The following is an 18,236-nucleotide window of genomic DNA, read 5'->3' on the forward strand; positions in this document are numbered from 1 at the left end:
ATGCGTAGCTGATGGGAAACAGGTCAATATTCCTGTACCGATGTGTAGTGCGATGTGGGGACGGAGAAGGTTAGCTCAGCCAACTGTTGGATATGTTGGTTCAAGCCTGTAGTCGTGCCTGGTAGGCAAATCCGCCAGGCTTAGATGAGGGGTGATAACGAGTCTGCTTGCAGACGAAGTGAGTGATACCCTGCTTCCAGGAAAAGCCACTAAGCTTCAGCTACACACGACCGTACCGCAAACCGACACTGGTGCGCGAGATGAGTATTCTAAGGCGCTTGAGAGAACTCAGGAGAAGGAACTCGGCAAATTGATACCGTAACTTCGGGAGAAGGTATGCCCCAAGTAGGTGAACCTGTACAAGGCGAGCCCAAAGGGGTTGCAAAAAATCGGTGGCTGCGACTGTTTAATAAAAACACAGCACTCTGCAAACACGAAAGTGGACGTATAGGGTGTGACGCCTGCCCGGTGCTGGAAGATTAAATGATGGGGTGCAAGCTCTTGATTGAAGTCCCAGTAAACGGCGGCCGTAACTATAACGGTCCTAAGGTAGCGAAATTCCTTGTCGGGTAAGTTCCGACCTGCACGAATGGCGTAACGATGGCCACACTGTCTCCTCCTGAGACTCAGCGAAGTTGAAATGTTTGTGATGATGCAATCTCCCCGCGGAAAGACGGAAAGACCCCATGAACCTTTACTGTAGCTTTGTATTGGACTTTGAACAGATCTGTGTAGGATAGGTGGGAGGCTTTGAAGTGAGGACGCTAGTTCTCATGGAGCCAACGTTGAAATACCACCCTGGTGTGTTTGAGGTTCTAACCTAGGTCCCTTATCGGGATCGGGGACAGTGCATGGTAGGCAGTTTGACTGGGGCGGTCTCCTCCCAAAGCGTAACGGAGGAGTTCGAAGGTACGCTAGGTACGGTCGGACATCGTGCTAATAGTGCAATGGCATAAGCGTGCTTAACTGCGAGACTGACAAGTCGAGCAGATGCGAAAGCAGGACATAGTGATCCGGTGGTTCTGTATGGAAGGGCCATCGCTCAACGGATAAAAGGTACTCTGGGGATAACAGGCTGATACCGCCCAAGAGTTCATATCGACGGCGGTGTTTGGCACCTCGATGTCGGCTCATCTCATCCTGGGGCTGTAGCCGGTCCCAAGGGTATGGCTGTTCGCCATTTAAAGAGGTACGTGAGCTGGGTTTAAAACGTCGTGAGACAGTTTGGTCCCTATCTTCCGTGGGCGCTGCAGATTTGAGGAAGCCTGCTCCTAGTACGAGAGGACCGGAGTGGACACACCTCTGGTGTATCGGTTGTCACGCCAGTGGCATTGCCGAGTAGCTAAGTGTGGAAGAGATAACCGCTGAAAGCATCTAAGCGGGAAACTCGTTTCAAGATGAGATCTGCCGGGGCCTTGAGCCCCCTAAAGAGTCGTTCAAGACCAGGACGTTGATAGGTCAGGTGTGGAAGCGCAGTAATGCGTTAAGCTAACTGATACTAATTGCTCGTGCGGCTTGACCCTATAACTTTGATCATCATTCGATCAAGTTGTTATGCCAAGTGACGCAGTCAAAATACAAGCTGATTCCAAACTCTATGAATTCGCCGCCTTGATCACATCAAGGTGGCTCCAAGTTATGCCTGATGACCATAGCAAGTTGGTCCCACTCCTTCCCATCCCGAACAGGACAGTGAAACGACTTTGCGCCGATGATAGTGCGGGTTCCCGTGTGAAAGTAGGTCATCGTCAGGCTCTTACAGCCCAAATCGCCCCGACATCCAACGATGTCGGGGCGCTTTGCTTTGGAGAATGAAAATTTTGAATCAAGCAATACAGTTGTAGTCACATGCAATTACAAGATATTCTTTATTCCCAGGGTTTCGGAACACGAAGGGTATGTGCAGGGTTGATCCAACGAGGCTTAGTGTGCTTGTTTGACCCGAAAGCTGATTCATTCAGCATTTGCACGGATTCCTCTGTTGATGTAAAGCCGGATGGATTACGTTTTCAGGTTCAAGAGGAAACGTGGGTGTACCAAGCCAAAGCCTATGTGATGCTTCACAAGCCATCTGGGACCGAATGCTCTCAGAAGCCTTCCACTTATCCAAGTGTCTATACATTGCTGCCTGTGCCGTTGCGACAACGACCTTGTAAAAGTGCAATACAGGGTGTGCAAGCGGTAGGGCGTTTGGATCAAGACACGACGGGACTGCTGTTACTCAGCGACGACGGGCAATTCATTCATCGCATGAGTTCTCCCAAAAAACATGTTCCTAAAGTGTACGAAGTGGCGACGAAACACCCTGTGAGCGCAGTTCAAATTTCCCGCTTGCTTGAAGGCGTCGTACTTGATGATGATCCTGTTGCGGTGAAAGCTGCTGCTTGTGTTCAGACATCCGATCACGGTGTAAGCCTCACTTTGACGGAGGGTAAGTACCATCAGGTCAAACGCATGCTTGCTGCAGTGGGGAACCGTGTGGAGACCCTGCACAGGTCGCGTATCGGCAATCTGGCATTGCCAACCGATCTGGCACCAGGGCAGTGGAAATGGCTTGATGACGAGGATCTTTCAGCATTGACGAACTAGCCTGCTGCTGACCTCAATTTGCGGTCTCTTGCGGTGGCTGATGAGGTGCTGGGTTGTTACCTGATTGGGCAGATACGGTGTACTTGCACCGGCTACACTGCCGCGTGTTGTGAAAGTACATGCTGTGAAGTTTTCATTTAGCGGATGTTTCCGCGGTGCGTTGTTGGGGTGGGCTTTTTTTGCTGCGACCGTGATCAGTGCGGCCCCTTCGTCACCCCCTCCTGTGTTCGTGCTGAACTCGCTTGAAGCGGATATCAGCGTGATTGATCCGGCTACCTGGACGGAAACCTCGCGGATTCCCACGGGGAAAGAGCCGCATCACATGTACCTGACACCGGACGAGAAATCTCTCGTGGTGGCAAATGCGTTGGCAGATACGCTGACTTTCATCGATCCCAAGACCGCCCAGGTGCAACGTACGGTGCGAGGCATTGTTGATCCTTACCATTTGCGGTTCACTCCCGACATGAAATGGCTGATCACCGCAGCCAATCGCTTGAACCACGTGGACTTTTATCGTTGGGATGGCAAAGACCTGACTTTGGTACAAAGGGTTGCGACAGCCAAAACCCCAAGTCATCTGTGGGTGGATAGCCAGAGCCGAACGGTCTACTCCACGATGCAGGACAGTGATGAGCTCGTTGCGATTGACATCGCAACCCAGAAGATCAAATGGCGGATCAAGACGGGAGCCATGCCGGCCGACATCTACGGAAGCCCCGACGATAAGCTCCTGTTCATCGGTTTGACGGGCAGCGACAGTGTCGAGGTGTTCGACGTGTCTGAAAATGCGCCCCGTAGCGTCCAAAGGATCAAGACCGGCAGCGGTGCCCATGCGTTTCGCGGTGCGGGTGACAAACGCCATGTGTATGTCAGCAATCGGGTCGCCAATACGATCAGCAAGATCGACATGGTCAAACGGCAAGTCGTCGATACCTATCCTGCGCCCGGTGGGCCAGACTGCATGGACGTTTCTGCGGATGGCCGGTGGATTTATGTCAGTGCCCGATGGGCCCGCAAGATGTTGGTCATCGACACGGTAGAGCGTAAGGTCGTTCAAAAAATCAATGTGGGCAAATCCCCTCACGGCGTCTGGACTCTGCAGCACGCTCCCAGATAAAACTGGAAAAAATGGCATTGCGCACTTCGACCTTCGTGGGTCTATATGCTATTTTTTTAATAGCATCTGGGGCCGTAAGTACGGCGGAAGCGGCTGAAGCAGCCGATTGCCAAAAACCGCTGTACCTGACCTTCGATACGGGGCACATGGAAATTGCCCCCTTGGTTGCTGATGTGCTCAAACGAAAAAAAGTCCTTGTGACCTTTTTTGCAGCCAATGAAAAAACAAAAACGGGCGATGGCAGTTTGGGAACGGCCTGGGCTCCGTGGTGGCATGCACGGGCGGCAGAAGGGCATGCGTTTGCCTCTCACACGATGGACCATACCTATTGGCGTGCCGATGCTGGCACGCTGACTGCGCCGCAATTCCATGTGCGTTCCTCTTCTGGCCCTCAGGCAGGCAAGGATTTGACCCTCAGCGCTGAGCAGTATTGCAGCGAAATACGAAGGGCTTCCGATCGCTTGCGCGAAGTGACGGGGGCGGCGCCCCTTCCACTTTTCCGGGCGCCTGGCGGAAAGACATCGCCTCGCCTTCTGGCTGTTGCCAAATCCTGCGGCTATGCGCACGTCGGTTGGTCGCCAGCAGGCTTCCTGGGCGATGAACTGCCTAGTGAAAAATTCAGCAATGCAGCCTTGTTGAAGAAAGCACTGGACAATATTCGCAGCGGAGACATTCTGTTGGCCCATCTGGGCATCTGGTCGCGAAAGGACCCGTGGGCTCCAACGGTGTTGGAGCCGCTGATCGACGGGTTGAAGCAGCGCGGTTTCTGCTTCAGAACGCTGAATGACCATCCCGATTACCGCGATTGGCTGAAGGGCAAGCGTTGATTCCGATCAGTCGATGGACAGGACAGGAGTTGTGAGCGATGGATTGGTTGACGAACGGTTTTGATACCGCACAGCAATGGCTGTTCGAGTCGGTCATTCAGCCTGTGATGTTCGCGACGGGCATGGCGGGGCTGCTGGAGGATGGCTATGCCGCTACCGGGTGGCTGCTGGTCGGACTGCTGCAGCTGGTGGTGATGCTGGCAATCATTGCGCCGCTGCAGCGCTGGCGGCCCGTAGAGCCCCTGCTCGACCGTGCCGCGGTGCGGACGGACATTGTCTACACACTGATTCACCGCCTCGGCCTGTTTCGGTTGGCACTTTTCTTCAGTGTCGATCCGCTGTGGGACGCATTTTTCGGCGCGCTGCGCATGGACGGTATCAGCACGTTCCATCTGGATGCGCTATGGCCGGGCGTGACCGACCTGCCTTGGGTCAGCTTGCTGGTTTATCTGGCAGTGTTTGACTTCCTGGACTACTGGATTCACCGCGGGCAACACCACTTCGAATGGTGGTGGCGGCTGCACTCGCTGCACCATTCGCAGCGGCAGATGACCATGTGGAGCGACAACCGCAACCACCTTCTGGATGACCTGCTTCGGGATGCGATCGTGGTCACCGTGGCGCAACTGATCGGTGTGGCACCTGGCCAATTCGTGGCCATCGTGGCCTTGACCCAATTGAGCGAGAACTTTCATCACGCCAATTTGCGTGTGTGGTTCGGCCGCTGGGGGGAGCGTCTCTGGGTGAGTCCCCGGTTTCACCGCCTGCACCATGCGATCGGCATTGGGCACGAATCGGTGGCGATGCGCCCGGTCCGGTCTCCATCGAAGGGCATGGCGGAGCGCTATGTCCAGGCCGAGCCCATCCAGAAACCCGTCACGGTCTTGGGTGGCTGCAATTTCGGCGTGTTGCTGCCTTGGTGGGACATCCTCTTCCGAACTGCCAATTTCGAACTGCGATACGACCCGACCGGTGTCCGGGATCAGGTTCAGCCAGGGCCGGATGGCCGTGTTCGCAACTATGGGCGGGGGTTTTGGGCGCAGCAGTGGCGAGGTGTTTTGCGTCTCCTGGGCAAAGCCTAGCCAGCGGTCGGACTTCTGCCCACGCTATGCTCGCGCCATGGCATTGCTGATCGATTCCTTCTGGCGCGCTGCCGCCTATTGCCTGCACCCCCGCGTGATTGCGCTTTCCCTGCTGCCGTTGCTGCTCATGCTGCTGCTGGCCTGGGTGGCCAGTCATTTTTTCTGGGGCATTGCGGTGCAGGCGGTCCGCTCCGCACTGGAGTCATCGGACATTCTGGCGATGGTTTGGGGATGGTTTCAGGCCTGGGGCATCGAGCAGGCACCTGCCGCCATCGCTCCTTTGATCGTGGTGGTTCTCTCGACGCCGGTGATCATGATCTTCTCGGTGCTGGTGGTCGCAGTGATCATGACGCCTGCGCTCGTGACGGTCGTGGCCAAGCGCCGTTTCCCATTGCTGGAGCGCAAGCGCGGCGCGTCGATGGTGGCCAGCCTGGCATGGTCTCTCGGCGCGACGATGGCCGCCATGGCGGCGCTGGTGGTGTCCGTTCCGCTCTGGCTCATTCCACCGCTGGTGCTGGTGCTGCCACCGCTGATCTGGGGTTGGCTGACCTACCGCGTCATGGCGTTTGACGCGTTGGCCGAGCATGCGAGCCGACAGGAGCGTGAAGCCATTTTCAAGCGCCACCGCATGCGCCTGCTGACCATCGGCATCTTGTGCGGCTACCTGGGGGCAGCGCCTGGAATCGTCTGGGCGTCCGGGGTGTTGTTCGCTGCGGCGTTTTTAGTCCTGATTCCGTTGGCCGTCTGGATCTATACCCTGGTGTTCGCCTTCTCTTCCCTGTGGTTCACTCACTACGCGCTGGACGCGCTCCAACAGTTGCGTGCCGAACAAACCGGCGGTATTGCCGGCGGCGGTGCTGGCGCTGTACCCACTCCCATCCTTACCCCCATTGCACCCGCAAACCCCGCACCATGACGCCTTCCTTCGGACTCATCATCATTGGCGACGAAATCCTGTCCGGCAAGCGCGCCGACAAGCACCTGCCAAAGGTGATCGAGCTGCTGGGAGCGCGCGGTTTGCAGCTGGCCTACGCCGACTATGTGGGTGACGACCCAGGCTGCATTACCGCGACCCTGCAGCGTGCCTTCGCTTCCGGGGATGTGGTGTTTTCCTGCGGCGGTATCGGTGCCACGCCCGACGATCACACCCGCCAATGCGCTGCGCGCGCGCTGAACGTGCCGCTCCGGTTGCATCCGGAGGCAGAGTCGTTGATTCGGGAGCGCATGCAGGACGTCGCGACGGAGCAGGGCGTGCCTTATGAGCCCGACCGTGCGGACAATGTGCACCGACTGAACATGGGGGTGTTTCCCGAGGGGGCCCGCATCATTCCCAATCCCTACAACAAGATTCCTGGTTTTTCATGCGACGGCGGTGCCGGCGGTGCTGTGCACTTCGTGCCGGGCTTTCCCGTGATGGCATGGCCGATGGTGGAGTGGGTGCTGGACCGCCACTGTGCGCAGTGGTTCAACCGCGCCCCCCAAACCGAGCATTCCGTCGTGGTCTACGGCGCGATGGAGGCGGCTCTGACGCCGTTAATGGAGCGGATTGAAAGCCAGCACGCGTCGGTACGTGTTTTCAGCCTGCCAAGCGTGGACCATCCCGTGCATGGGCGCCACATTGAGCTCGGCGTCAAAGGCCCCGCAGAGTTGGTGCCCGCTGCCTGGACCGCTTTGCAGGCGGCGCTGCATGAATTTGGTGCAAACCGCGGCCCTGAAATGGTGCGCAATCTTTAGAGCCCTGTTTTACTCCATGACTTGCACTTTATTGGTGCAAATTGAGTGGGGTGGCAGATCTGGAAGAGGGCGTGCTCCGCCTTAGTGCATTGCAGCACCTGGCTGGCACGTAACCTGCTTTTCTTTCGTGGTGTTTTTTTCAACAAGCGCTTAAATCCTGGAGAACCTGATGGCAAAGACCGTTGCAGACGTGATGAAGATGGTGAAGGAGAACGAGGTCAAGTTTGTTGACTTTCGCTTCACCGATACCCGCGGCAAGGAACAGCACGTGACTGTGCCCGTGTCCCATTTCGATGAGGACAAGTTCTCTTCGGGTCACGCATTCGACGGCTCTTCGGTGGCGGGCTGGAAGGGCATCGAAGCTTCGGACATGCAGCTCATGCCCGATCCCAACACCGCCAACATCGACCCGTTCTTTGAGGAAACCACGCTGTTCCTGCAATGCGACGTGATCGAGCCAGGCGATGGCAAGGCCTACGACCGTGACCCCCGCTCCATCGCCAAGCGCGCTGAGGCCTACCTGAAGGCTTCCGGCCTGGGCGACACGGCCTTCTTCGGCCCTGAGCCTGAATTCTTCATCTTCGACGGCGTGCGCTGGTCCAATGAGCCCGGCAAGGTCATGTTCGAGATCGAAGAATACGAAGCGCCCTGGAACTCCGGCGCCAAGCTCGAAGGCGGCAACCGCGGCCACCGTCCCACGGTCAAGGGCGGCTACTTCCCGGTGCCCCCCGTCGACAGCACGCAGGACATGCGCGCTGAAATGTCCCTGATCCTCGAATCCCTGGGCATTCCGGTCGAAGTGTTCCACCACGAAGTGGCGGGCGCAGGCCAGAACGAGATCGGCACTAAGTTCAGCACGCTGGTCGAGCGCGCCGACTGGACCCAGGTCCTGAAGTACGTGGTCTGGAACGTGGCCAATGCCTATGGCAAGACCGCGACCTTCATGCCCAAGCCCTACGCGGGCGACAACGGCTCCGGCATGCACGTGCACCAGTCGATCTGGAAGGACGGCAAGAACCTGTTCGCCGGCGACGGCTATGCCGGCCTGTCGGACTTCGCCCTCTACTACATCGGCGGCATCATCAAGCACGCACGTGCCCTGAATGCCATCACCAACCCTGGCACCAACAGCTACAAGCGCTTGGTGCCCGGCTTCGAAGCCCCGGTGAAGCTGGCCTACTCGGCCCGCAACCGCTCGGCATCGATCCGCATTCCCTACGTGGCGAACCCCAAGGGCCGCCGCATCGAGGCGCGCTTCCCTGATCCATCGGCCAACCCGTACCTGTGCTTCTCGGCCCTGATGATGGCCGGCCTGGACGGCGTGGAAAACAAGATCCATCCCGGCGAAGCCGCCACGAAGGATCTGTACCATCTGCCGCCTGAGGAAGACAAGCTGGTCCCGACCGTGTGCCACAGCCTCGACCAGGCGCTGGAGTATCTGGACAAGGACCGCGGCTTCCTCACCAAGGGTGGCGTGTTCTCCGACTCCATGCTCGACGCCTACATCGACCTGAAGATGGGCGAAGTCACGCGTTTCCGCATGGCGCCCCACCCCGTGGAATACGACATGTACTACTCGCTGTGATCCCTGGGCTACGGCCACGGGACACACCACCAAAAGGCGGCTTCGGCCGCCTTTTTTCATGGCGTTGCCAGCGCCGTGGTCCATGGGCGAATAACCGCCCCGGACCGGGGGCGCCGATTGGCGAGGCCCAGCGATTGGGAGATACTCCCCTGGCATCTCCCGCATGCCGCCGGCATGCCTTGCGAGGAACCTGAATGAAAAAAACACTCATCGCACTGATGGCCATCGCCGCCGTGGCTCCCGCCGCGTGGTCGCAGGATCGCATCTACCGCTGCGGCAATGAATACACCAACAATGCCAGCCAGGCCAAGGAACGTGGCTGCAAGCTGGTCGAAGGCGGCAATGTGACGGTCGTGCAGGGCGCGCGGCCAGGCGGGGCGCCAGCGGCCTCGGGTGGCAGCGCGCCGAGCGCCAGCACCTCGCCCGCCAACGCCCCCCGGGTGGACACCAACGACCAGCGCGCAAGGGACTCCGATGCGCGCGCCATCCTGGAAGCCGAACTCCGCAAGGCCGAGGCACGGCAGGCCGAGGTCGCCAAGGAATACAACAACGGCGAGCCCCAGCGCACCGCCCTCGAACTGCGCAACCCCCAGCTGTGGATGGAGCGCACCGCCGAGCTGAAGGCCAGCCTCGCCCGCGCGGACAGCGATGTGGCCGGCATCAAGCGCGAACTCGCCCGCCTGCCCGCGGCCAATCGCTGAGCGTGGTGGCTTCTTCCAAACCCGATACCGCGCGCTACCAGGCGCTGGACCTCGTGTCCACGCTGGTGGCTGTGCTTCAACCCGACGGGGCCGTGCTGTTCGCCAATGCGTCCCTGGAGAACATGCTGGGGCTGTCGCGGCGCACGCTCGAAGGCTCCGACTTCAGCGGCTATTTTTCCGACCCGGCGCTGCTGCAGACGGCCCTGGCCGGAGCGCGTGGGCAGGACTTCGCCGCGCTCCGCTTCGAGGCCGCGCTTCGCCGCGCCCAGCAGCAGGATGCGATGCCCGTGCACGTGCACCTGGCGGTCGCAGAGCACACCGGCGAAATCCTGGTCGAAATGTGGCCTCTGGAGGCGCAGGCCCGGCAGGACCGCGAAGAGCGCCTGCGCGAACAGGCTCTCGCCAACAAGGAGTTGATCCGCAACCTGGCGCACGAGATCAAGAACCCCCTGGGCGGCATTCGCGGCGCGGCGCAGTTGCTGGAGATGGAGCTCGACAATCCCGAGCTCACCGAATACACCCAGGTCATCATCCATGAGGCGGACCGGCTGCAGAGCCTGGTGGATCGCCTGCTGGCACCGCACCGCCATCCGCACCTGGTGGGCGACGTGAATATCCACGAGGTGTGCGAGCGTGTGCGGTCGCTGGTGCTGGTGGAGTACCCGCAGGGGCTGCGAGTGCAGCGCGACTACGACACCTCGATTCCCGAGTTCCGCGGCGACCGCGCGCAACTCATCCAGGCCCTGCTGAACATCGTGCAGAACGCCGCTCAGGTGCTGACCGAACGCATCGCCGTGGGCGACGCGCTCATCACGTTGAGCACGCGCGTGGCGCGCCAAGTCACCTTCGGCCGGCAGCGGTATCGGCTGGCACTGGAATTGCATGTCATCGACAACGGACCGGGCGTGCCCGAAGCCATCAAGGAGCGGATTTTCTATCCTTTGGTGACGGGGCGTGATGGGGGATCGGGGTTGGGGCTGACGCTGGCGCAAACCTTTGTGCAGCGGCACCACGGATTGATCGAATGCGACAGCGTGCCGGGTCGCACCGATTTCCGAATCCTCATTCCCTTGCCTTGAGGTCCCGATAAGCAATCCATGGGAACAAGGTAGAACCAACACATGAAGCCGATCTGGATAGTAGATGACGACCCCTCGATCCGCTTCGTCCTAGAGAAGGCGCTGGCACGCGAGAGCTTGCCGACGCGCAGCTTCACCCACCCGCGCGAGGTGCTGGAAGCGCTGGCTGAAATCACCCCCGGCGATCCCGAGCGGCAAGGTCCGCAGGTGCTGGTGAGCGACATCCGTATGCCGGGTGGCTCGGGCCTGCAGCTGCTGGAGAAAGTGCGCGAACAGCAGCCGGGCCTGCCCGTCATCATCATGACGGCGTATTCCGATCTGGACAGCGCGGTCTCCGCTTTTCAGCGTGGCGCTTTCGAATACCTTCCCAAGCCCTTCGACCTGCCCAAGGCGGTGGAACTGATCCGCCGCGCCGTCGAAGAAAGCCAGCGCGAAGAAGTCACTGAAGAGCGCCAGACCGCCACCCCTGAAATGCTGGGACAGGCCCCGGCCATGCAGGACGTGTTCCGGGCCATCGGGCGACTGAGCCAGAGCCAGGTCACGGTGCTCATCACCGGCGAATCGGGCTCGGGCAAGGAACTGGTGGCGCGCGCGCTGCACAAGCATTCGCCCGTGGCCGGCGGCCCCTTCGTGGCCATCAACACCGCGGCCATCCCGAAAGACCTGCTGGAAAGCGAACTGTTCGGCCACGAGCGCGGCGCGTTCACCGGCGCGCAGACGCAGCGGCGCGGGCGCTTCGAGCAGGCGGAGGGCGGCACACTGTTCCTCGATGAAATCGGCGACATGCCGTTCGACCTGCAGACGCGGCTGCTGCGCGTGCTGTCCGACGGCCAGTTCTACCGCGTGGGCGGCCATGCCGGCGTCAAGGCCCATGTGCGGGTGATCGCGGCGACCCACCAGGACCTGGAACGCCGGGTGAAGGACGGCGTGTTCCGCGAAGACCTTTTCCACCGCCTCAACGTCATCCGGTTGCGTCTGCCCGCGCTGCGCGAGCGCCATGAAGACGTGCCCATGCTGACGCGGCACTTCCTGCAGCAGAGCGCGCGGCAACTGGGCGTGGAACCCAAGCGCATCTCCGACGCCGCGCTCGTCCGGCTGGGTCAGTTCGGCTTTCCAGGCAACGTGCGGCAACTGGAGAACATCTGCCACTGGCTGACCGTGATGGCACCAGCGCAGGTGATCTCGCTGCAGGATCTGCCGCCCGAAGTCCTGGAGGCGCCGGTGGCGGCAACGCCGCTGGAAGTCGCGGCGGCCGTGCCGGAGCCGCTCCGGGAAGCGCCGGTGTCCGCGCTGGCGGCCCCGGCTTCGCAAGGCACCGCACCGGCCATTCCTGCGGCGGCGCTGCCCCGGGAAGACCGGGGGTTTGCGGCGCCGGCCCTGGGTGCGGCCATCCCGCCGGCCGGGGCGTCGCAGGTGATCCTCGCCGACCCGCCGGGTTGGGAGCAGGCGCTGGAAGCCGAGGCGCACAAGCTGTTGTCCGGGGGGCAGACCGAGGTCTGGGATGCGCTGTCGCGGCGCTTCGAGTCGCGCCTCATCCGCACGGCGCTGGCCGCCACGCACGGACGGCGCATGGAGGCAGCGCAGCGCCTCGGAATCGGTCGCAACACCATCACGCGCAAGATCCAGGAGCTGGGCCTGGATGCACCCGAAGATGCATGACAAAAAGGCCTCCACGGCAATGAAAGCGCCGGCATGTAGCTATTGATTTTGTAGCAATAGAGCAAGATCCGGCCAGTGTTTTCACGCCGGCCCGTGCAGGCACGAGTCCTACAGGCGTGCGGTGCACAGGCCGACCTCCGGCGCAATGGATGCCTTGAAGAATGAAGGCACTGTTCAACCAACCGGAGTTACTTCATGTCCGATTTCAACGATGCAAACCGCGACCCTCTGACCAACGAGCCTGGCGCACATCCCGTGGGCACCGGCGTCGGCGCTGCTGGTGGCGCGATGGCGGGAGCGGCGGCCGGTGCCTTCGGCGGCCCGATCGGCGCCGCGGTGGGTGGTGTGGCGGGTGCGGTGGTCGGCGGCCTGGCCGGCAAGGCGGCTGCCGAGTCCGTCAACCCCACCGTGGAAGACGCCTACTGGCGTGAAAGCTACGACCGCGAGCCCTACTATGTAAAGGGCCGTGCCTATGACGAATACCGTCCTGCCTACGAACTTGGCTGGAGCTCGGTCGGCCGCTACGACGGTGACTTCGAAGCCGTCGAACCCAACCTGGCCCGCGACTGGGGCACGGCACGCTCGACCAGCCGCCTGGAATGGGAAGAAGCCCGTCCCGCTGCCCGCGCCGCCTGGGAGCGCGCAGGCCGCGGCACCACTTTGGCCTCCGACTCCACGTACGGCAACACCTACGACAACACCACCGCCCTGGTGGACAACGACGACGTGGTCGATGTGCTGGACGACCTGCTGGAATCCTGCCGCGATGGCGAATACGGCTTCAAGGCTTCGGCCGAGCACGCCGACTCGCCGGAACTGAAGGGCATCTTCCTGCGCCATGCCAGCGAATGTGCAGCTGCGGCCACGGAACTGGAACGCGAAATCCGCAACCACGGTGGCGAGCCATCCAGCGGTGGTTCGATGTCCGGTGCGCTGCATCGCGGCTGGGTGTCCGTCAAGGCGGCGATGTCCACGCGTGACGACAAGGCCGTGCTGGAAGAGTGCGAGCGCGGCGAGGACGCGGCCGTGGCCCGTTACCGCAAGGCGCTGAAGGCGTCTCTGCCGGCCAACGTGCGTGCCATGGTGGAACGCCAGGCCGAAGGCGCCCAGCGCAACCACGACGAAGTGCGTGCCTTGCGCAATCGCTTCCAGGCTGCGGCATAACGCGTCCGTAGCGGGTTCCGCGAAAGCTGAGCTGTCGCTGTCACCGCCACTGCGGTGGCCGTGGCGGTGGTTATTTCGCTGCAACCCTGTGCCCCGAGAGCCCCGGACTCCGGGGCTTTTTTGCGTTTGCCAGCAATCCTGCAAATCCCGTTCGCATCGTGCTGCGGCGCTTCGCTTTGGGGCCTGCAACGGTCCGTGGACGAACCCTAGAGTGAGCGGTTCACCGGTGGTGTGCTCACCCGGTGGACCATTTCGTTCACAACAAAAGGGGGGAGATTTCATGAACGCAATCCACAGCAGCCCGGTATCTGCCCGGCGGCCGGGTCCCGAACGGGGGCAGAGCTTTCCTGGTGCCGATCGGCGCGAGCCCAACGCCAGTACGGCCGCGCCCCCGCAACGCTCCCGTGCGCAAACCACGGCGTCTTCGGGCGGGCTCCAGCCGCTTTTTCCACGCTCTGGCAGGCCGCACGGCGACGCCGTCGCGCCTTCGCCCCGGGCCGCATTGCCGCGGCCACCCGGGTCGGTGCGACCGGCCGGGGGCGAGCATGCCGCCATGCCTGGATCCATCTCCTCCCTGGAGGCCGCTTCGTTCGTCGAGATCGACCTGTCCGACAGCGTGTCCGACCGGACCTCGGTCTATTTCTCCGCCCGAACGTCTCTCCCTCGGGAGGAGGCGTTGCATGACGCCGCTGAGGACACGATCGCCTCGCTCCTGGGCCCGGGCGCCGCGCAGGCGCCGGACGTGGTCGCGCGGCTGGAGCGCAACACCGAAGTGCTTTTCACGAAAGGCATCGACACCCCGAAGAAGCTCCACGATTTCCTGAGCCAGGCGTGGCGGCACGATGCGACGTTGAGTTTTATCGGAATGGGCTTTGCCGACGGTGCGGGCTACATGGCCGCCATGACGGCGGCCAACGAAAAGCTGGTGGCGATGCTGCCGCTGGCGCTGCTCAAGAACCCCTCCTTGCTGGGGCTGGCGGTGGGCGTCGGCGTGGGCGCGGTGGATGTGTTCACCAGCGTGGTGGGCGGGGCCATCATCAAGCCCGGTATCTACAACGACTACGGCGGGAATGCCCGGCTGCCGGCGTCACTGCGGCCGGATCCGCATGCAGAGATTGTCAAGAACGCGGGCGTTTCGGCGGGGCTCAACGTGGCCAAGAACCTGCCCAGGACGGTGGAGCCCTACATCCAGGCGGCCATCGAGGACCGGGGCGACCACAGCGTGAACCGTGCCTGGGCGGACCGCATCGACGCGACCTTCATCGATGGGTTCGGTGGCATGCTGGCCGCCGGGGCGAAGAACGTGATGAAGCTGTCGCAGACGGTGCCGTATGACGCTCGCATGCTGCTGCGCGACGACCTGCCCGAGGTCATCGACAAGACCCAGGCCTCCTGGGGCGACAGGATCAAGGCCATGGGCCCGTCGGCGCTGCAGGGCGCCAAATCCCTGGTGACCTCGCCCGTGCCGGTCGCGGTGGTGGCCACGGTGGGCCTGTTCGCATCCGAGCTCTTCGCCGCCAACGCCAGCATCGACCTCGCAGGATCGCCGGCATCGCTGCCCCCCGACCGGGCCGATGCCGGCATGCTGGCGGGCAAGCGGGCCTCGTCGGTCATGCTGTTCGGACTCATGTCGGGGCTGATCGAAATCGGGGCCCCGTATGTGGCCCAGGGCGGCGCCTACGCCGCCCGGAAAATCAAGGACGGCTGGCAGCAGGCGCCCAACGTGATGGCCTGGGCGCAGGAGCGCCTGGGGCCCACTGCCCGCAGGCCGTCGGATGTGGAAATGGGGCTGGCGGGCGCGGCCCGTCGCTGACCGCTGGCGGCCCGCGGAGCCGCGCGGTTTCGGTGGTCAGTCCAGCGTGGCGACGACCGGCGCGTGGTCGCTGGGCTGCGGGTTCTTGCGCGGCGCGCGGTCGATGGTGCAGGCCGTCACGCGCCCCCGCAGCGCTTCGCTCACCAGGATGTGGTCGATGCGCAGGCCGCGGTTCTTCTGAAAGCCCAGCATGCGGTAGTCCCACCACGAGTAGCTCTTTTCGGGCTGGTCGAACAGGCGGTAGGCGTCGGTCAAGCCCAGTTGCAGCAGCTGCTGGAAGTGGCCGCGTTCCTCCACGGTGTGGTGGATGGTGTCCTTGAGGCCCACCGGATCGAACGAGTCGCGGTCTTCGGGGGCCACGTTGAAATCGCCCAGCAGGGCCAGGCGCGGGTGCGCCTGCAATTCCTCGCGCAGCCAGCGGTGCAGCGCTTCGAGCCACAGCATCTTGTAGGAGAATTTTTCCGATCCCGGTGCCTGGCCGTTGACGAAATAGCCATTCACCAGCCGCAGGGGGCCGTCCGGGGTGTCCAGGGTGGCGGCGATCACGCGGGCCTGCGCGTCTTCGTGGGCGGGGATGTTCCGCACCACGTCGCGCAGCGGGCTGCGGCTCAGGATGGCGACGCCGTTGTAGGTTTTCTGACCGAAGGCCACCGCGTGGTAGCCGATCTCCTTCAACGCTTCGTGGGGAAACTTTTCGTCCACCAGCTTCAGTTCCTGCAGGCACAGCGCGTCAACGGGGTTGTCGGCGAGCCAGGCGATCACCTGGGGCAGGCGCACGGAGAGGGAGTTGATGTTCCAGGTGGCAAGTTTCATGTTCGACCCATCTTGTTGGCGCACGCGCCGTTCGTCTTCGGAGCATCCCCCGCTTGCGGCCATGTGGCTTCGCGCGGGGATGAGTCCGCCGATTTTCCCTCGGGTGGGCTCCGCCCGCGCGAAATCGCTGGGCTAGGGGGCGCTGCGGTGTCGGGTAGGTCCGAATGCCGTGCCGCTTTGGGTCGAGAAGGCCTGCAATGGCCGGGAAAAGAGGCCTGAGTGGCAGCGCGGGGAAACCGAAGGCGGCAGGCCGCGCGGCGGAGAACGAAGGCGTCGTAAAGACAGGGGAGGGGGCTAATGCGCGGCGCCTTGAAGCCGCGACCTTCGCCCAGCGAAAGCGTTCAGCGCAGCGGCGACAGGATGCCCGTGAGGCGCCGCCAGTCGACGGGCTTGAGAAAGTGGTGGTCCACCACCGCCAGCAGTTCGGTGACGCGGTCGTTGGTGTCCGTCCAGCCGGTCAGGGCGATCAGGACGATGTCGTCCTTGTGCTTTTCGCGCACGCGCCGCGCCAGTTCCAGCCCGTCCATGCCCGGCATGTCGAAATCCAGCAGCACGCAGGCCGGTTGGTGCTTTTCGATGTAGTTCAGCGCGTCCGCGCCGCTGTTGGCAATCGCAGCGGTAAAACCATCCAGTTGGAGGGCCATGGCTGCCAGCTCCGCTGTCTCGGGATGATCGTCCACCACCAGTATTTCCGCCGCCCTTTGGGTCATTCCGCTCGTCTTTCTAGTAACCACGTTTTATACCTGCAAGCGCTCGAACCGGCTATGTCAAAAGACATGGCACGGCCGCCGGCCCTGTCTGACCGACGGGGTTCCTGCAATAGGGGTTTGTGGGTGGCCATCATGGCAACGGAGCGAGCGATGCGTCGGCACGCGCGGCCTCCTGCGGGCCGCGCACCTGCGGCAGGCAGTCGGGGTATTCGCGCTGGATGAAGGTGACCAGCGCCTCGCGGACCCGGCAGCGCAGGTCGAACGCCAGGCCCGACGATCGGGCCGAGACCAGCACGCGGATCTGGATGGTGCGCTCGGTCACGTCGGTGAGCTGCAGCACGCTCACACGCCGGTCCCACTCCGGTGCCGTCTTCAGGATGCGGTCCAGTTCGGCACGCAGCGGGTCCAGCGGCAGGCGGTAGTCCGCGAAAAGGAACACGGTGCCCAGGATCTGCGAGCTGGTGCGGGTCCAGTTCTGGAAAGGGTTCTCGATGAACCACTGCAGCGGGATGATCAGCCGCCGCTCGTCCCAGATGGCCAGCACCACGTAGGTGCCCGTGATTTCCTCCACGCGGCCCCATTCTCCCTGCACGATCAGCACGTCGTCGATGCGGATGGGCTGGGCCAGCGCGATCTGCAGGCCCGCGATGATGTTGCTGAACACGGGCCGTGCCGCGATACCGGCCACGATGCCGACCACGCCGGCCGAGGCCAGCAGGCTGGCGCCCACCTGCCGGGCGCCGGGAAAGGTCATGAGCATGAGCGACACGGCGGCCATCACCACGCCCGTCATGGCAGTGCGCGACAGCACCCGGGCCTGGGTGGCGACGCGGCGCGCCGTCAGGTTGTCTTCCACGTTCGCCGGATAGCGGGCGATGAGCCCGTCCGCCACCCCGCCGATGGCGGCGATCAGCGCCCAGGCCGTCACCGCGATGAGCGCCAGCCCCGTGAGGTGCCGCACCGTGCCGAGGTGGGGCAGCGTATCGGCGGCGGCCACCCAGACCAGTTGCGTGGCGAACAAGGGCAGCAGCACGCGCATGGCGGGCACGCAGGCCTGCACGACGGTCTGCAGCACGGGCAGCCCGCGCGTGGCCCGCAGGGCGAGCAGCGCGGCGATGCGGTGGGCCATGGCACCGGCCATGGCGGCCAGGCTGGCGCCGAGCAAGGTGGCGAGCCAGGGGGAGAGGGACAGAAAATCCAGCATCGTCGAGGGGGCTCCTTGGGATGGGGTGGCAAGAAAAGAGACGGCGGCGGGAAGGGCGGGCCGCTTCGGGGCTGCCGCTCGCCAGCCGGGCGAGATGGCAAATGAACAGGGCCGGTTAAACCCCCCGGATTTTTTATCGGGCGGTGCCCTGTCCGC

Annotated in this window: 15 protein-coding genes and 2 rRNA genes (1 of these 17 cut by a window edge); 14 read left to right on the forward strand and 3 right to left on the reverse strand. The window is 62.6% G+C overall.

Features of this window, described 5'->3' with window-relative positions; genetic code table 11:
* The 14 genes from M5C96_RS07400 to M5C96_RS07465 all read left to right on the forward strand — a co-directional run.
* A 23S ribosomal RNA gene (locus M5C96_RS07400) occupies positions 1-1,523 on the forward strand (it extends 1,355 nt beyond the left edge of the window).
* A 118-nt stretch (positions 1,524-1,641) separates the two neighbouring features.
* A 5S ribosomal RNA gene (rrf, locus tag M5C96_RS07405) occupies positions 1,642-1,754 on the forward strand.
* 94 nt (positions 1,755-1,848) lie between these two features.
* Complete coding sequence (locus M5C96_RS07410; RefSeq protein ID WP_272568234.1) at positions 1,849-2,589, forward strand: 16S rRNA pseudouridine(516) synthase; 741 nt, start codon at positions 1,849-1,851, stop codon at positions 2,587-2,589.
* A 160-nt stretch (positions 2,590-2,749) separates the two neighbouring features.
* Positions 2,750-3,709 carry a YncE family protein gene (locus M5C96_RS07415; RefSeq protein ID WP_442867385.1) on the forward strand — a complete coding sequence of 320 codons (960 nt, stop codon included), beginning with the start codon at positions 2,750-2,752 and terminating at the stop codon, positions 3,707-3,709.
* Positions 3,710-3,720: 11 nt separating this feature from the next.
* Complete coding sequence (locus M5C96_RS07420; protein WP_272568235.1) at positions 3,721-4,536, forward strand: polysaccharide deacetylase family protein; 816 nt, start codon at positions 3,721-3,723, stop codon at positions 4,534-4,536.
* Between the two features lie 38 nt (positions 4,537-4,574).
* Complete coding sequence (locus M5C96_RS07425) at positions 4,575-5,618, forward strand: sterol desaturase family protein (RefSeq protein WP_272568236.1); 1,044 nt, start codon at positions 4,575-4,577, stop codon at positions 5,616-5,618.
* Between the two features lie 37 nt (positions 5,619-5,655).
* The gene (locus tag M5C96_RS07430) at positions 5,656-6,534 is read left to right on the forward strand and encodes an EI24 domain-containing protein (RefSeq protein ID WP_272568240.1); all 879 of its coding nucleotides are present in this window, start codon (positions 5,656-5,658) and stop codon (positions 6,532-6,534) included.
* Complete coding sequence (locus M5C96_RS07435) at positions 6,531-7,352, forward strand: competence/damage-inducible protein A (RefSeq protein WP_272568241.1); 822 nt, start codon at positions 6,531-6,533, stop codon at positions 7,350-7,352. The genes M5C96_RS07430 and M5C96_RS07435 overlap by 4 nt, the downstream gene beginning before the upstream one ends.
* A 169-nt stretch (positions 7,353-7,521) precedes the next feature.
* Entirely contained in the window at positions 7,522-8,937 is a 1,416-nt protein-coding gene (gene glnA, locus M5C96_RS07440) for a type I glutamate--ammonia ligase (protein ID WP_272551879.1), read from the forward strand.
* Between the two features lie 194 nt (positions 8,938-9,131).
* Positions 9,132-9,638, forward strand: a complete 507-nt coding sequence (locus tag M5C96_RS07445; RefSeq protein WP_272568242.1) for a hypothetical protein — start codon at positions 9,132-9,134, stop codon at positions 9,636-9,638.
* A 53-nt stretch (positions 9,639-9,691) separates the two neighbouring features.
* Entirely contained in the window at positions 9,692-10,717 is a 1,026-nt protein-coding gene (gene glnL / locus M5C96_RS07450; protein WP_272569648.1) for a nitrogen regulation protein NR(II), read from the forward strand.
* A 42-nt stretch (positions 10,718-10,759) separates the two neighbouring features.
* Entirely contained in the window at positions 10,760-12,376 is a 1,617-nt protein-coding gene (gene ntrC, locus M5C96_RS07455) for a nitrogen regulation protein NR(I) (RefSeq protein ID WP_272568243.1), read from the forward strand.
* Between the two features lie 195 nt (positions 12,377-12,571).
* Complete coding sequence (locus M5C96_RS07460; protein WP_272568244.1) at positions 12,572-13,540, forward strand: ferritin-like domain-containing protein; 969 nt, start codon at positions 12,572-12,574, stop codon at positions 13,538-13,540.
* 553 nt (positions 13,541-14,093) lie between these two features.
* On the forward strand, positions 14,094-15,353 hold the full coding sequence (locus M5C96_RS07465) for a hypothetical protein (RefSeq protein WP_272568245.1): 1,260 nt from the start codon (positions 14,094-14,096) through the stop codon (positions 15,351-15,353).
* A gap of 36 nt (positions 15,354-15,389) precedes the next feature.
* On the opposite strand, the gene xth is transcribed toward M5C96_RS07465, so the two are convergent.
* The 3 genes from xth to M5C96_RS07480 form a co-directional block, all read right to left on the reverse strand.
* Positions 15,390-16,166: an exodeoxyribonuclease III gene (gene xth, locus M5C96_RS07470; protein ID WP_272568246.1), complete on the reverse strand. Its 777-nt coding sequence runs from the start codon at positions 16,164-16,166 to the stop codon at positions 15,390-15,392.
* Positions 16,167-16,507: 341 nt separating this feature from the next.
* Complete coding sequence (locus M5C96_RS07475; protein ID WP_272568247.1) at positions 16,508-16,810, reverse strand: response regulator; 303 nt, start codon at positions 16,808-16,810, stop codon at positions 16,508-16,510.
* A 196-nt stretch (positions 16,811-17,006) separates the two neighbouring features.
* Complete coding sequence (locus M5C96_RS07480; RefSeq protein ID WP_442867367.1) at positions 17,007-18,080, reverse strand: mechanosensitive ion channel family protein; 1,074 nt, start codon at positions 18,078-18,080, stop codon at positions 17,007-17,009.
* Positions 18,081-18,236 lie beyond the last annotated feature (156 nt).

This window comes from Acidovorax sp. GBBC 1281, from assembly GCF_028473645.1.
Classification (GTDB): Bacteria; Pseudomonadota; Gammaproteobacteria; order Burkholderiales; family Burkholderiaceae_C; genus Paracidovorax.

What these genes read in the sequence shown, in the direction of transcription:
- M5C96_RS07435 (WP_272568241.1), top strand. Translation starts at nt 6,531, where the DNA reads ATGACGCCTTCCTTCGGACTCATCATCATTGGCGACGAAATCCTGTCC.
- M5C96_RS07445 (WP_272568242.1), top strand. Translation starts at nt 9,132, where the DNA reads ATGAAAAAAACACTCATCGCACTGATGGCCATCGCCGCCGTGGCTCCC.
- glnA (WP_272551879.1), top strand. Translation starts at nt 7,522, where the DNA reads ATGGCAAAGACCGTTGCAGACGTGATGAAGATGGTGAAGGAGAACGAG.
- M5C96_RS07475 (WP_272568247.1), bottom strand. Translation starts at nt 16,810, where the DNA reads ATGGCCCTCCAACTGGATGGTTTTACCGCTGCGATTGCCAACAGCGGC.
- M5C96_RS07480 (WP_442867367.1), bottom strand. Translation starts at nt 18,080, where the DNA reads ATGCTGGATTTTCTGTCCCTCTCCCCCTGGCTCGCCACCTTGCTCGGC.
- ntrC (WP_272568243.1), top strand. Translation starts at nt 10,760, where the DNA reads ATGAAGCCGATCTGGATAGTAGATGACGACCCCTCGATCCGCTTCGTC.
- M5C96_RS07460 (WP_272568244.1), top strand. Translation starts at nt 12,572, where the DNA reads ATGTCCGATTTCAACGATGCAAACCGCGACCCTCTGACCAACGAGCCT.
- M5C96_RS07430 (WP_272568240.1), top strand. Translation starts at nt 5,656, where the DNA reads ATGGCATTGCTGATCGATTCCTTCTGGCGCGCTGCCGCCTATTGCCTG.
- xth (WP_272568246.1), bottom strand. Translation starts at nt 16,166, where the DNA reads ATGAAACTTGCCACCTGGAACATCAACTCCCTCTCCGTGCGCCTGCCC.
- M5C96_RS07465 (WP_272568245.1), top strand. Translation starts at nt 14,094, where the DNA reads ATGCCTGGATCCATCTCCTCCCTGGAGGCCGCTTCGTTCGTCGAGATC.
- M5C96_RS07410 (WP_272568234.1), top strand. Translation starts at nt 1,849, where the DNA reads ATGCAATTACAAGATATTCTTTATTCCCAGGGTTTCGGAACACGAAGG.
- M5C96_RS07420 (WP_272568235.1), top strand. Translation starts at nt 3,721, where the DNA reads ATGGCATTGCGCACTTCGACCTTCGTGGGTCTATATGCTATTTTTTTA.
- M5C96_RS07425 (WP_272568236.1), top strand. Translation starts at nt 4,575, where the DNA reads ATGGATTGGTTGACGAACGGTTTTGATACCGCACAGCAATGGCTGTTC.